The organism is Oculatella sp. FACHB-28, from assembly GCF_014696015.1.
Taxonomy (GTDB): domain Bacteria; phylum Cyanobacteriota; class Cyanobacteriia; order Elainellales; family Elainellaceae; genus JAAUTN01.
In genome coordinates this window covers 104,202-118,949 of the sequence record NZ_JACJPJ010000087.1, presented here as the reverse complement: position 1 = coordinate 118,949, position 14,748 = coordinate 104,202, and the positions used below count along the sequence as shown (strand labels likewise).

The 14,748-nt window shown below is 50.4% G+C and carries 11 protein-coding genes; 3 read left to right on the top strand and 8 right to left on the bottom strand.

The genetic code is table 11. The features are described 5' to 3' along the window. Positions 1-94: 94 nt before the first annotated feature. The 5 genes from H6F88_RS21805 to H6F88_RS21785 form a co-directional block, all read right to left on the bottom strand. A complete protein-coding gene (locus tag H6F88_RS21805) occupies positions 95-931 on the bottom strand; it encodes a nitrate ABC transporter ATP-binding protein (RefSeq protein WP_190644834.1) in 837 nt (278 codons plus the stop codon). A gap of 422 nt (positions 932-1,353) precedes the next feature. Beyond that, positions 1,354-3,360 (bottom strand): nitrate ABC transporter ATP-binding protein, encoded by a 2,007-nt coding sequence (locus tag H6F88_RS21800; protein WP_190644833.1) that lies wholly within the window; start codon positions 3,358-3,360, stop codon positions 1,354-1,356. A gap of 48 nt (positions 3,361-3,408) precedes the next feature. Continuing rightward, positions 3,409-4,194, bottom strand: a complete 786-nt coding sequence (gene ntrB, locus H6F88_RS21795; protein ID WP_242050653.1) for a nitrate ABC transporter permease — start codon at positions 4,192-4,194, stop codon at positions 3,409-3,411. Between the two features lie 260 nt (positions 4,195-4,454). Further along, positions 4,455-5,762 (bottom strand): CmpA/NrtA family ABC transporter substrate-binding protein, encoded by a 1,308-nt coding sequence (locus tag H6F88_RS21790; protein ID WP_190644831.1) that lies wholly within the window; start codon positions 5,760-5,762, stop codon positions 4,455-4,457. A 192-nt stretch (positions 5,763-5,954) separates the two neighbouring features. Continuing rightward, complete coding sequence (locus H6F88_RS21785) at positions 5,955-7,511, bottom strand: ferredoxin--nitrite reductase (RefSeq protein ID WP_190644830.1); 1,557 nt, start codon at positions 7,509-7,511, stop codon at positions 5,955-5,957. 1,043 nt (positions 7,512-8,554) lie between these two features. On the opposite strand from H6F88_RS21785, the gene H6F88_RS21780 reads away from it, so the two are divergent. Both H6F88_RS21780 and H6F88_RS21775 read left to right on the top strand, forming a co-directional pair. Next, complete coding sequence (locus tag H6F88_RS21780) at positions 8,555-9,826, top strand: HEAT repeat domain-containing protein (protein WP_190644829.1); 1,272 nt, start codon at positions 8,555-8,557, stop codon at positions 9,824-9,826. A gap of 261 nt (positions 9,827-10,087) precedes the next feature. Beyond that, positions 10,088-10,633 (top strand): hypothetical protein, encoded by a 546-nt coding sequence (locus H6F88_RS21775; RefSeq protein ID WP_190644828.1) that lies wholly within the window; start codon positions 10,088-10,090, stop codon positions 10,631-10,633. Between the two features lie 76 nt (positions 10,634-10,709). On the opposite strand, the gene H6F88_RS21770 is transcribed toward H6F88_RS21775, so the two are convergent. Then, positions 10,710-11,234: a dual specificity protein phosphatase family protein gene (locus tag H6F88_RS21770; RefSeq protein WP_190644827.1), complete on the bottom strand. Its 525-nt coding sequence runs from the start codon at positions 11,232-11,234 to the stop codon at positions 10,710-10,712. 167 nt (positions 11,235-11,401) lie between these two features. Here H6F88_RS21770 and H6F88_RS21765 point away from each other — a divergent pair, with 167 nt between their 5' ends. Next, entirely contained in the window at positions 11,402-12,643 is a 1,242-nt protein-coding gene (locus H6F88_RS21765; RefSeq protein ID WP_190644826.1) for a DNA double-strand break repair nuclease NurA, read from the top strand. Here H6F88_RS21765 and xseB read toward each other — a convergent pair. Together xseB and xseA are read right to left on the bottom strand one after the other, a co-directional pair. Further along, positions 12,640-12,930 (bottom strand): exodeoxyribonuclease VII small subunit, encoded by a 291-nt coding sequence (gene xseB, locus H6F88_RS21760; protein ID WP_190644825.1) that lies wholly within the window; start codon positions 12,928-12,930, stop codon positions 12,640-12,642. The genes H6F88_RS21765 and xseB overlap by 4 nt on opposite strands. Then, positions 12,927-14,192, bottom strand: coding sequence for an exodeoxyribonuclease VII large subunit (gene xseA / locus H6F88_RS21755; protein ID WP_190644824.1), 1,266 nt, complete (start codon positions 14,190-14,192; stop codon positions 12,927-12,929). The genes xseB and xseA overlap by 4 nt, the downstream gene beginning before the upstream one ends. Between the last annotated feature and the right edge of the window lie 556 nt (positions 14,193-14,748).

Here is a 14,748-nt window from a genome sequence, read left to right as displayed (position 1 = left end):
TTTGCAAGAGGGGCTAGGAGCTAGGGGCTGGGGGCTAGGGTGTAAGAACCAAAAAGCCAGAAGCCTTGCTTTATCCCTCATCCCTCATTCTTTCCTAAGCGTCATCATGAGCAAATCGACGGTAGAGGAAGTCGAGTGCGTGGTTTCGTAGGTCGTAGTAGTGGGGGTCTTCCATCAAGCGGGTACGGTTGCGAGGACGGGGGAAGGGAATGTCGAGAATTTCGCCAATTTGGGCAGCGGGGCCATTGGTCATCATCACCAGGCGATCGCCCAAAAACAGCGCTTCGTCAATGTCGTGGGTAATCATCAGCACGGTGACACGATGATCTGTCCAGATCTTGAGCAGCTCTTCCTGTAGTTCTTCGCGAGTAATGGGGTCGAGCGCTCCAAAGGGTTCATCTAGAATCAGCACTTGTGGACGTAGTGCCAGGGCACGAGCAATGCAAACGCGCTGCTTCATGCCGCCAGAGAGTTCTTTTGGTTTCTTGTCGGCTGCGTCGGAGAGTCCGACCAGTGCCAGGTGATCGCGCACGATCGCCCGCTTTTCTGCCTCTGGTTTGTCTGGAAAGACAGATTTCACGCCTAAGTAAATGTTCTCGAAGGCAGTCATCCAGGGCAGCAGTGAGTAATTTTGAAACACCACCATGCGATCGGGTCCGGGTTCGGTGATGCGCTTGGTCTGGAGGCGGACTTCGCCTTCGGTGGGTTTGCGGAAACCAGATACCATATCCAACAAAGTGGATTTGCCGCAGCCGGAATGTCCAATCAGGCAAATAAATTCACCTTCATAGACGGTCAGGTTAATGCCATCCAGCACTACGTATGCTCCATCCGGTGAGGGATAGGCTTTAGAAACGTTGTCGATCACCAGGTAGGGATCGCGGTTCAAAGGCGGGTTGACGTTGAAGTCGGTAGGTTTAAGGGTTTGCATGGCGTTGGGGGATGGAGGACGAAGAATAGAGGACGAAAGACGAAATTGAAGATTTGAAGTTTTGGAGTTTGAGGATAGAGTTTCGAGTTCTGAGGTCGAAGTTTCGAGTTCTGAGCTTGGGATTTCAGGTTCTCAGCTTGAAGCTTCGAGTTCTAACGTCGGAGCTTTGAGTTTTGAGCTTGAAGCTTGAAGTCTGGGAGTCAAACTTTTGAGCTGTAAGGTCGGAGTTTTGGATTCTGAGGTCGGAGCTTTGAGTTCTAAGCTTGAAATTTGGGGTCTGAAGATTAAAGCATTAGGTTCTGAGGTCGAAATATGAATTTATCAAGTCGCAGACTGGGTTGAAGTATGGAACCTAACAAACGCAAACCTTTGTGGTTGTTGGTTTCGTGGGCTTAACCCAACCTACGGCTCTAACCCAGCTTTTAGCTCCTAGCCCCCACTAGCTCATCCAGACTAATTTCCTCAATGCGAGTCTCACGTTTGATTGGCAGGTCTTTGAGATATTGGATAGGGTCGTCAGGGTTGAAGACGGTGCCATCGAATAAGTAAATGGGATGGCGATCGCGCCCCATATCTTGCAGTCCCAGTTCTCTAGCAGCCTGACCAAATACGTCAATTCGGCGAACTCGCTCCAGAATTTCAATCCAGTTGCGGGGGAAGGAGGTAATGCCCCAACGTGCCATTTGAGTCAGGATCCACAGCCCTTCAACGTGGTCGGGGCAGTTGGTTTTGTTGACGTAAAACTGGTTATAGTGCAAGTCCATCTGGGGAGCAGTGCCATCGCCGCGATTATAGGAATCGATGAAGCCAGGACGGGTGTAGACGGCTTCTGAACCAACGTATTCAGGTTGGCAGAGAAAGTCTAAAATTTCTTGGCGATTGCGGCGATCATCGCAATATTCGCAAGCTTCTAATAATGCTTTAACCAGTGCCAGGTGGGTTTGTGGGTACTGGTTTGCCCAGTCTTCACGTACACCCAAAACTTTTTCGCAGTGACCTTGCCAGATATCCAGATCGGTAGCAATGACAAAACCTAACCCTTCATGGACAGCACGAGAATTCCAAGGTTCTCCAGCGCAGTAGCCGTCGATGTTGCCTGCTTTCAGGTTGGACACCATCTGGGCAGGCGGAATTACGGTCAGGCTGACATCACGGTCGGGGTCAATGCCGCCTGCCGCTAACCAGTAGCGCAACATCAGGTTGTGCATGGAAGAGGGATGCACAACGCCAAGGGTAGGAACTTTGTCAGGCGTTCGGGCGATCGCCGCCTTAAAATCTGCCAGCGTTCGCACGCCCTGGTCGAATAATCTTTTGCTCAACGTAATCGCGTTGCCGTTGCGCGATAGGGTCAGGGCTGTGATCACCGGGGTAGGGGGTTTGCCGTTCATGCCGAGAGTCATACCCAGGGGCATTCCAGCAACCATTGCCGCTGCATCAAGCCGCTTTGTCGCTACGCCTTCTGCGATCGCCTTCCAACTTGGCTCACGGCTGAGGGTGACTTCCTCTAAGCCATGCTTTTGAAAGAAGCCTTTTTCTTTGGCAACGATCATGGGCGCGCAGTCGGTCAGTGGAATGAAGCCAAGCTCCAGGTTGACTTTCTCTAAACCGTTGCGGGCGATCGCCGTGGCATGTTGCACCTTCAGTTTCTTTGCTCGTTTCTGCTGGTTGAGGAAATAAACAATCTCGCTCCGCAGACTGTAATAGTTGGGATGGTTGACCACATCCATACGGCTGCGAGGACGCGGAAACGGCACGTCAATGATTTGACCAACATGGGCTTCAGGTCCGTTTGTCAGCATCACGATCCGGTCGGATAGCAGCAGCGCTTCGTCTACGTCGTGCGTCACCATGATGCAGGTAACATGACTTTCTTCACAGATTTTCATTAACTGTTCCTGCAAGCCGCCTCGGGTCAATGCATCGAGTGCGCCGAAGGGTTCGTCTAACAGCAGCAGTTTCGGACGAATAGCCAGGGCACGGGCGATCGCCACCCGCTGTTTCATGCCGCCAGACAGTTGCCCCGGTCGCTTATCAGCAGCATGGCGCAACCCCACCATATCGATGTGATGTTCGACAATGCTGCGCCGCTCACCTTGGGGCAATTTGTTCATCACTCGGTTGACTGCCAGAGAAATATTCTCCCGCACCGACAGCCAGGGCAGCAGCGAGTAGTTTTGGAAGACCACCATGCGATCAGGTCCAGGTTCCTTAACCTGCCGCCCTTCCAAAATTACGCCGCCGTGAGTGGGCTGATCTAGCCCTGCCACAATGTTGAGCAGCGTAGACTTGCCGCAGCCAGAGTGTCCAATCAGAGTAACGAATTCACCCTTGCGAATCTTGAGTTCAATGTTTCTCAACGCAACATAGCTATTGCCATTGGGCATTGAGAAAATGCGATCGACGTGATCAACTTCGACGAAGACTGACATGGTTGTGGAGGGGGTTGGGGATTAGGGATGGGGAATTGGGAATTGGAGTTAGCCTTGCTTTTGTTCTTCGGGAACGACAAACCTGGCGATCTGGCTGACCAGCCAGTCGAGCAGTAAGCCGACTAAGCCGACATAGATGATGGCAATGATAATGTCGCTGATACGAGAGCTATTCCAGGCATCCCAGATGAAGAAGCCAATGCCAACGCCGCCAATCAGCATCTCGGCTGCAACGATCGCCAACCAGGAGAGTCCAATGCCGATCTTCAGTCCTGTGAAGATGTAGGGCACAGTAGCAGGCATGAGAATTTTGAAGAAGTACTCGGTGCGAGACAGGCGCAGCACTTTAGCCACGTTGTTGTAGTCTTGGGGAATTTGGCGCACCCCTTCAGCCGTGTTGATGATGATTGGCCAAATTGCCGTAATGAAAATCACGAAGATGGCAGACGGATTTGCTTGTTGAAAAGCAGCCAGGGAAATCGGCAACCAGGCTAGCGGCGGCACGGTTCGCAGAACCTGAAAGATAGGGTCGAGAGCCCGAAACATGAAGGTGCTGGTGCCAATCAAAATGCCCAACCCAATTCCAGCGATGGCGGCTAGAGCGTAACCCAGGGCGACTCGTTGCAAACTGGTTAAGACTTGCCAAAACAGTCCTTTGTCATTACCACCGTTATCAAAGAAGGGGTTGATGATTAGTTCCCAGGTTTCCTCAACGGTCTGGATTGGGCTGGGTAGGGTTGCTGATGGCAGGGAGGTGAGAGCTTGCCAGATGACCAGGAAAATGAGCAGGGCGATCGCCGGTGGATACAGCACTTTAGCCTGTTTCCCCAGCATCGAAACTAAGTTTTCGCTGCTAAAACGTTTCGGTCTTGCGTCCAGTCTTGCGGTCATCTCAATGATCTCCTGGTGGCGGGGTAATAACTTGGGATTGTGAACTCAATTATCTATGGGGTAGGTTTCTCCCCTATCTGGATAAGCAAAATGCTCATCCTCGAAGCAGTGCAGTTTATTGAATTTCCATTCCTTAACCTTCCTGGCTTGTAGAGACGTGATTCATTGCGTCTCTGCTAATCGCGTCTCTACCAAGTGAGGAATTAAATTTTCTTGATTTCCAGGCTGTCCAGGTAAGCCGTTGGATTTTCGGGGTCAAACTGCTTGCCGTCAAAGAAGGTTTCAACGCCGCGAGAGGTGCTAGCTGGAATTGCTGCCTCCTGACCGATCGCCTTTGCCGCTTCCCGCCATAAGTCTTCCCGGTTGACGGCATCGACGAGTGCCTGAAGGTCGGTGTCAGATGGCAAATAGCCCCAGCGCACATCTTCGGTCAAGAACCAGAGATCATGACTCTTAAAGGGATAGGACGCATCCTCATTCCAGTACTTCATCATGTGATCGCTCTCACTTTCAACGCGACCATCGCCGAAGTCGTAGTTGCCCTTAGTCCGCTCTATGATGTCCTTGGCAGGGACATTAAACCAGGCTCGCTTGGAAATAATGTCTACCATTTCCTCTTTGTTTTCTGCCTGATCACACCAGATCTGCGCCTCCAGCACTCCTTTCAGCAGTGCCTGCGTTGCTTTCGGGTTTTGGTCTACCCAATCTGCCCGCATTGCGAATGCTTTTTCAGGGTGATTATTCCAAAGCTGTCCTGTTGTGAGAGCGGAGTAACCAATGTTTTGGTTGATCAACTGCGCGTTCCAGGGTTCACCCACGCAGAAAGCATCCATCGTTCCAGTTTTCATGTTGGCGACCATCTGCGGCGGGGGAACCACAATCGTTGAAGCGTCATTGTCTGGGTCGATTCCGCCTGCGGCTAACCAGTAACGCATCCACAGGTCATGGGTACCACCAGGGAAAGTAACGGCAAATTTCAGTGGATTGCCAGCCGCCTTTGCCTCATCGATGCTGGGTCTGAGTAAAGAACTGTCTAGCTGAACATTTAGCTCTTTGTACTTATTCGCAACCGAAATAGCCTGACCATCCACATTCAGTCGCGCCAGGATGTACATGGGAATCTTTCTGCCATCCGTAACCGTGCCCTCAGAGATCAGGTAAGGCATGGGAGTGAGAATGTGAGCGCCGTCAATGCCGTCTCCTCCAGAACCCAGAACCAGGTTGTCGCGGGTGGTTCCCCAGGAGGCTTGCTTGATGACCTCTACCTCGGTCATACCGTACTTGGCAAAGAAACCTTTTTCCTGAGCAATGATTAACGGTGCGGAGTCGGTTAAGGCAATGAAGCCTAGCCTTGCGGCTGTAACCTCTGGAGCATCTTCTGGGGCAATTTCGGCAGCAGGAACGGGATCGGAACTGGCTGTTTCGTTGCTGCTACAGCCATGCAGCCAGAGACTACCTGCTGCGGTTGCGCCTGCGGTGATGATGAATTGCCGTCTAGAAAATCTTGCCATTTACGTTCACCAAGTCCTTTCGGTAAGTAGTCGTTGAGGGTTAAAAGATTTAGGGTTTGTGGAGCAATTGGGCTGCACAGACAGTCCTCCATTCCAAAAGGAGTGCAGCTTTGAGGAGGCTGACGATAGAAGGTAGCCCGTACCAGAAAAAGTGCCACCCTCCAGCAATCAGGAGAAATCATCCAACTAAATCTAAGTTGAAGTCACGGCTTCCTCCTTCAGTTGTGCGCCGAAGTGTTCAACCAGTAAATTCCGCAGCACGGGTTTGAGGTCATCACAGGGCACAGATTTCATCACACAGGTACCCAAGTGAGCATTTTTGCCCACCTTGCCGCCCATGTAGATGTCAACGGCTTCCACCGTTTTGCCATCCTTGCGAGCTTTAGTGCCCATCAGACCGATATCAGCAACCTGCGGCTGTCCGCAAGAATTGGGGCAACCCGTCCAGTGAACTCGCACGGGCTGTGAGCAAGAAACCTCTGCTTCCAGTTCCCGAATTAGCCCCAGGGCACGATTTTTAGTTTCAATCAGGGCAAAGTTGCAGAACTGGCTGCCTGTGCAGGAAACAAGCGATCGCTCTAACATTGCCGGACTGACCGAAAACCGTTCCAGCAATGGCTCCTTCAGCAGCAATTCCAGCCGTGAGTCCGACACATTAGGAATGATCACGTTTTGCTCGACGGTCAGCCGTAACTCGCCGCTGCCATAGACGTCGGCGATTCGCGCCAGTTCAACCATGTCTTGGGCAAACAACCGACCGACAGGCACATGTAGACCGACATAGTTCAAGCCAGATTGCTTTTGAGCATAAACCCCGATGTGATCCCGCTTGTCCCAAGCGATCTCGTCTTTCTCTGCTGCTGTTTGTAGGGAGGTCCCTAATTGCTGCTCGACTGCTGCGCGGAATTTTTCAACACCCCACTCGTCAATCAGCCACATTAGTCGTGCTTTTTGCCGATTTGCCCGCAGCCCGTGATCGCGGTAAACGATCAAAATCGCCTCGCACAGCGCCACCACTTGGCTGGGATCAACCCAGACATCCATCGGGATCGCCGCTTCGCAACGCTTCGCAGAAAAGAAGCCACCGACCAAAACGTTGAAACCTAACGCGCCGTCCTTAAAGGCTGGAACAAAGGCAATGTCGTTAATTTCAGCATGGACGGAGTTGTCGCGGCATCCGGCGATCGCAATGTTAAACTTGCGCGGCAAGTTGGTAAATGCTGGATTTCCCTCGCCACTGTTCGTGATCATGTCCTGCACCTGCTGCACCAGGTCGCGGGTGTCGATCAGTTCGTCGGCATCAATTCCAGCAACGGGGGAACCCGTGATATTGCGAACGTTGTCCATGCCCGACTGAACGCTGGTTAAGCCTACCTGCTCGAATCGTTGAAAAATATCGGGAATGTCCTCAAGCCGAATGCCACGAAGCTGAAGGTTTTGGCGAGTCGTGATGTCGGCGTTGCCGTCCTCGCCATAGCGCTGCACGACTTCCGCTAGCGTTCGCATTTGCCCACTGGTGAGAATTCCACTAGGAATTCGCATCCGCAGCATAAACTTACCTGGAGTCACAGGGCGAAAGAAAACTCCCAGCCATTTCAGCCGATGATCCCGGTCAGTTTCATCCATTGCCTCCCAACCGATTTGGGCAAAGCGATCAATTTCCTGCTTGACTGCCAAGCCATCTTTCTCAGCTTTAAATTTTTCAAATTTATTCAGTGTTGCAGTAGGGTTTGTTGCTGCTTGAGTCACGGAACTGTCCTCTTGATGCTTGTGCCTGAAATGTAGTCCTGCATGAGTAATGAGGAACTATCAAATAGTTCTAGTTAAATCTGAAGAAACTTAGTTGTGAGAAGTTGAGTACTTTGAAATGACCTGTATAAGGTCAAACCTAAAATGAATTCACCGTGAGAATTCTCAATAAGCCTTTAGGAGAATCTGAAAAGTCAAGTTGACGACTAGATTTGAAAAAAAGAAAATTTTTAACAGCACACAGAAGGTAAAAGTAGCGATCGCCAAGCTCATTCAACTTTATTAAAGAATGTACGATTCAAATGCAGCTTAGCTAACACTTTAAGCTCCTAAACTCAAACTTTATTGCGTCCGTCTATGCCCGATTTCTCAATAATTTATCCGGATTCAAGCAGAATTTTCGTATCTTTAGTTACAAAATATTTTCTAAGATGAAGTTTTTGCATAATGCTCATGCATGTCTTACATCAACGGCTGAAAACCCTCTCAAATCAAGCTTTTTCCGACCTGTTTAACTAACATTGATCTGATTCCAAGGGATAGAGAGCAAAATTTTCGCTGTTCTTTTGCTTAATTCTGTAGTTTGCTTTACCAAAACTACACAAAATGCACAGATCAGTCAGATGTGCGTTTGCTTCTTTCAATATCAATTTGGCTGCATTGTAGGAAAAGTGTTCAAGGTCTGAATCAACCTTTAGTAAGGTCACACACCACAGCAAGCCAAGATATTCTTAAATAGGGGTGTTACGTAAGTAACAACTAGAACGCTTGAAGAACAAATTAGTATTAAAAGCAACCAAATTTTCTCAAAAGGGTTCCTACTTTAATGCGGGGAGCAATTCAAACCACAATGTGCGAAAGTTAACTAAAAGCAAAAAATCGAGTGTGAATACTAGACTTCTAATTCTTTGAGTGACAGGGTATTTAGATTGGCACGGTAGAACCGTATACTCAGTTACAAAACCTATTTCAATATGTAGTGACTACATTAGCCTGATGCTCGATTGACAGGATGGTCTTGTAGATTTTAAGGAATACTAAGTTTGCTAGATACAGCTGAAAACGACACGCAGTTTAGTCACTCTTGGAGCAACTGTTCTCCGCCTTTGTCTGCTCTGGCAAACCAGTATGGCTGGGCAACTCCAGAAGACGGCATCAATCCAGAGCTATGGCTTGATCTGGCGTTAGACCTATTTATAGAAGGGGATTTTCAGACGCGATGGGATGTTGCGAAACTCTTGCCTCGCTTTGGGACAAAGGCGATCGCTCCCCTGATTGCGATTCTTGAGCACGAGGACACTGACTGGGAATTGCTCTGGTTTACTGTGCGAACCCTAGGCGAGTTTGACCATCCTGTCGTAGTTCAGGTTTTAATCAGTTTGCTAAAAACCGCTGAAGGAGAACTCAGTGCGGTTGCTGCAGAAGCTCTAGCAAATTTGGGCAATCAGGCGATTGCTCCGCTAACAGAACTGCTGTCGATGGAGCAGTTTCGGCTTTTGGCAGTGCGATCGCTCTCCCGCATTCGCCATTCTCAAACGATCGCCCCTTTGCTCAGCATTACAAACGATGCGCAGCCCGAAATTCGTGCAGCAGCAATTGAGGCATTGAGCAGCTTTCACGACCCGCGTGTCTTTCCGGTGTTGGTCAATGCGCTTCAAGATCCGGCAGCGGCAGTTCGGCGAGAGGCAGTAATTGCTGTGGGTTTGAGAGCCAACCTGCAAGCCGAGATCGACCTGGTCAATCTGCTGATTCCTCATTTAACAGACTTAAATTTGCAGGTTTGTCAGCAAGCGGCGATCGCCCTAGGGCGACTGAGCAACCCTGCCGCAGCCCAAGCTCTCGCTGACATGCTGCACTCCCCTCATACCCCTTCAGCTTTGCAGATCGAAATTGTGCGATCGCTAAGCTGGGGCATGACCGCAACCGTTCTCAAAAAAATTCAGTCCATTCTGCCTTGCGTTTCGGCAGAGGTCTATCGTGAAATGATTGCCGCTCTCGGAAAAGTGGAAGATCCAGCGCTAAAGCCTCAAGCAGCGGAAATTTTGATCACTTTGCTTGATTCTGAGTCCTCGCCGCAGTCACCAGGAAAACAAGCGATCGCCCTTAGCTTAGGACATTTAGGCGAAATTAAGGCTCTAGACCCATTGATCGGGCTGCTGTCAGAGTCAGATCCAGGAGTACAGCTACACGCGATCGCCGCCCTCAAGCAACTTGCCCCGGATGCTGCTCATGAGCAGCTAAAGATGATGGCGAAAGACACAAATTTGCCAGAAGCGCTACAGTGCGGAGTAGCAAACGCTCTCAGGGAATGGTAAGTCTTGTGTGATTGGATTAAGTTATTTGTCAGTAAATAACTTCAAATCAACAAATTAGATTGAATTATTAAATTATTACGAAAACTTTCATAGAATAACTTCAGGACAAGTCAGTGGGATCTTTGCGATCGCAGTGCAGCTTTGCCGCCAATAAAAGCGTTAAAAGGTTTAAATCGGTAGAAATACGTTCCAAAAAGTCTAATCAAGCAGCTATGCAACGGGCGATCGCCCGTTGAAATAAGGCACCCAAGGATTTGATTGATGAGTATTACTGAAACCGATACAAAAAATGGACACGGTGGGGAACTAAAGGAGGGAGCGATGAGCAGCGAAAACGAATCTCAAACTACGGCGGTTGAATCTAACAATGATTCACAGGGGGCTGACCATGCTACTAAATCTGGACAGTCTGAATCAAACAAATCTTCAAGTCAGATCCAGTTTCGTCCATCGGGTGAGTTGGCTAACCGCCCTATTGGTCCCAGTGACATCGAAGTTGAAAATGCCCTTAGCATGTCAGGCTATCGCCCGATCGCTGCTAGCAAGCTGGAGATTTCAGGGTATCTGCTAGGCAACCGCCCAATTTCTGCTAGCCACCTGCGGGTTGTGGACGTTGACAGCCTTCCGGGTCATCGCCCCGTTTTCGCCAATGACTTTGAAGTACTGGATGTCGATACGCTGCCTGGACATCGCCCCATTGTCGCCAGCAGCGCCGATCTAATGAGAGGTAGCCACCTCCCCGGCAATCGCCCGGTCGCCTCTAACGAGATCGACCAGCCCGAAGGACTCATGGGCTTCCTCGACTAGAGATCACAGATCATTGCGATTCAAACTTCAAGCGGGAGTAAGGTTCAACCCTTCTTCCGCTTTTTTAAGTGTTGGGTTAACGGCAAGAATCCAAAAGAGCGTTCAACTGAGAGATTCCCTTCCAAGGATTTGTGCCCATTAGCGTTCCAGCGATCGCCGCTTCGTAGGGATTGCGCCCGGTTCTTTTGACAGCAGCGATCGCATCCTTATTTAATAATCCTCGTCTAAACACTAACCAGGCTGCGAGAATGTGCCCCGTGCGTCCCACTCCACCAGAGCAGTGAACGACCACCTTTTCACGCTGCCAATCAGCTTCAGCTAAAAACGGCAGAATTCTCTGGGTGAGCATTTCTGGTTCGACCAGATGAAAATCCTTCACAGGTGCCCACAGGATTTTACCGTCCCCAAATGCTTGTCGGTAGGTGTCTAGCAAGTCTGGATACGGAGTGAGTTGCTTTTGTGGAAGTAAACAGCAAACTCGTTGAATCCCTTGCTGCTGCATAAACTGAACCCATTGCAAGACCTGCTGTTCAGAAGCTCCGGGTTTCGCTGCGCCAAACACAATCAGTTCAGATTCAGAAGCTGCTGCAAATCTGTACATCGGATCTGGGTGGAAACCATCCAATTAATTAAAGCAAATTAATTAAAGACATTTGTACTAATTTAATTCAAGTTGGGCTACGATTCTACCCAGACAGGGCGATCGCCATTCTCCAGCGTTTTCAGTGATCCCCAAATAATGCTCATTGCCCTTCAACTGATCCCTTCATGCTCGACTTGATCAAACTAGCGCGACAGATGCAGGACATTAGCCAGCATCTCTCCCATGAAGCGGCTGCAACACGACAGCGGTTAGAGTTGGCGCAGCAGTTGCTAGAGCAGGCGCGAAGTCACCAGGCAGAACTAGTGACGCTACAAGAAACCTGGGGCGATCGCCTTGGTTTTGCAGCTGCGGAACCGATTGAACCCCTCGACACGCGAATTGATCTAACCGCTGCACCTAATATCCACACCGTTTTAGCGACTGACGGGTCGCAGATTGCCCCCAGCCACCATGAAATTGCCTACTGCTATCTGATCAACGTCGGTCGGGTTGTGCTGCACTATGCCCAAAATCGCCATCCGCTGCTAGACAGTTTGCCGGAAGTGTTTTACCGTCCTGAAGACCTGTACATTTCCCGCCAATGGGGAATTCGGACTGAGGAATGGATGGGCTATCGGCGAACCGTCTCAGAAGCCACAGTGCTGGCAGAATTGGCTACTGGAACAGAAATTCAAAGTCGGGAATTAGTCAGCAAAGTTGCTTCGCCACACCTGCAACTGTCAATGCTGTCAAATGAACCTCCACCGACTCTGGCAATGGTAGACGGTTCGCTGATTCACTGGTTTCTGGAGCCGCTGCCTGCGGATGCCCGCGCGCGCATCCTACCGCCCATTCTTCACGCCTGGGATCAGTTAAAGGCTGCAAAGATTCCCCTGGTTGGCTATCTCAGCGCCTCTCGCAGCGGTGAGGCACTCAACTTTTTGCGGCTGCACACCTGCCCCTACGACACACCCGACTGTGCTACCCACTGCCCCGGACAAACAGAACAGGCTCCCTGCCAAGTGTTTGCACCGTTGCGCGACACTGCGCTGTGGTCACTGTTACTCAGCCCCGGTCAGCGCAGTCCTCTCTGGCGCAGCTCTGCTAAAATCCTGGATCTCTACGGAGATCACGCTATCTACTTCTGCTACGCCCACGTTGGCTCAGAAGTCGCCCGAATAGAATTTCCTGCCTGGGTTGCAGAAGATGCAGAACTGCTCAACATTGCCCTCAGCCTGACGCTGACTCAAGTACAAAAAGGGTACGGTTATCCTGTAGCGCTAGCTGAAGCACATAATCAAGCTGTAGTTAGGGGAGGCGATCGCGCCCGTTTCTTTGCCCTACTCGAACAGCAAATGATCCGTGCCGGATTGCGCGGCATCGGCACTTCCTATAAAGAAGCCAGGAAGCGAGGCAGCATTGCCTAGAACCCTTCTGGCTCGTCCATCAACGTTTCAACTAACACATCCATCTGCCGCTGCTGATGCGAGAGGAAAATTTCGCACTCGCGCAGATGCTCAACGGCGGTGGCAAACTGCTCAAATACGTCGGCCAACTCCAGGTCACCTAACTCAATCCGCGTGATAATTGCTTCAATCTGGGCGACCGTTTGCTCGTAACTCCAGCTTTGAGCAGTCTGAGAATCGGAGGCGATCGCTTTAGAACTTAGGCTGGATTTGGAATAGGCAGTTCCAGGGGAAGTTGAATCGCTCATAGAGAGTCCTGATGCTGTGGGTCATGGGTTGAACTAGGAATTTCTGAAACTTTAACTTCAATCTGCCCCTGAGCAAGCTGTACCGTCAGGTCTTGTCCCGGAGTGAGCTCAGCGGAGGACCGTACGACGCTCCCATTTGTCTCTCGCACAACAGCATAACCGCGCCGCAAGACCGCCTTAGGGTCCAGGGTAATCAGCTTTTGGCGCAAAAGCTGGCAATGCTGGTTTGCCTGCTGAAGCTGTTGGGCCGTTCCGTGCAGCAAGCGTTGACGCATCCAGGCAATAGCCTGGGTTTCCCGCTGAATCTGGCGATCGGGCTGAAGTCGTCGCAACCGTTCTCGCAGCCGATGCAGATGGTCATAGCTGGCAGTGAGCCGATGCTCAATTGCCTGAGCGAGTGCATTGACCCGCTCTTGATGCTCACTCAGCAAATCTGCTAGCTCCGGCACAGCCTGCTCTGCGGCAGCAGTCGGCGTATGAGCGCAGACATCTGCAACTAAGTCAGCCAGCGATTCATCTCGCTGATGCCCAATCCCGGCAACAACAGGAATCGGACAGGTGGCGATCGCCCGCACCACTCGCTCATCGTTAAAGCAAGCCATATCCTCAATTGCTCCACCGCCTCGCGATAGAATCAGCACCTCTGCTCGCCCATCCTGCTCAACTCGTTGAATCGCATTCACAATCGAAGCTGGAGCTTGATCCCCCTGAACCAATGCTGGAGAAAATAACACACACAGTCCTGGATAGCGACGCTTCAAAGTCCGTTTAATGTCGCCCCAAGCAGCCGCTTGCGGTGAAGTGACGACGGCGATCGTTTGCGGATGAGCCGGCAAAGGACGTTTCCGCTCAGCGTCAAATAGCCCTTCCGCTTCCAACCGCAGCCGCAGTTGCCGATAGCGCAATGCCCGCAACCCCTCACCCGCTGGAAGCGCTTGCCAAACAATGAGCTGATAGTTGCCCCGTTGGGGATGCACATGAATGCGACCCAAAATGATGAACTGCTCCCCCTGAACAGGCACAGTTGCTAACTTGGTTAGCTGACTATTCCATATCACACAGCTAATCGCTGCTTTTGCATCCGGGTCTTGCAGCGTAAAAAACAACCCGCTGCGATAGCGACTGGCACTCGATACCTCCCCAGTGACCCAAACCTGACGCAACTGGTTATCCTGTTCCAGCAATTCCTGAATGTAGGCAGTCAGCCCTGCCACTGACAGGGCTGTATCAGGAACAAGCAGATTGGGAAGATTAGTTGTCATTCTGTGTAAAAGATTGAAATCTGCAATGGGTGAAGTCTGGATCTTGAGGGAACAATCCTTCTAACGCATGTGGTTCTGAAAAATCTAAGACAACTCAATACTAAATTTTTGCTGAACTTTTTACCCGAAATCAGGCACTAGAAATAAAAAGGTAGCTAGTGGGGTCTCTCCGCCTTGCAGAACCCAGAAATATCTAGACATTGGTTTGAGTTGGGCACCCGTTTAACGGCAATGCAGCCCTTTTCACTGCATTTCACTCTGGACATTGGTTAGTACATTTGTATGCAATTAAAGCTCAAATGCCTTACAATGGACAAGATGCAACTGTTTACAGCGTAACCAGATTCAGACAGATCAGACAGTAAGCTGGATTGCATAGTGCAACTCTAAGCCGTTACATTGCTGCTCCAACCTCACACCCCAACGCATTCAACTTTATATCCAACTTCAATTTACATCCGCTTATTGCATCTTGCTGGCGGAACGGAAGCCTAGAATATAAATCTGCTTCCCTGTAAATTTTATTGACCCCTGTACTCTCCACACATCCGTTTTG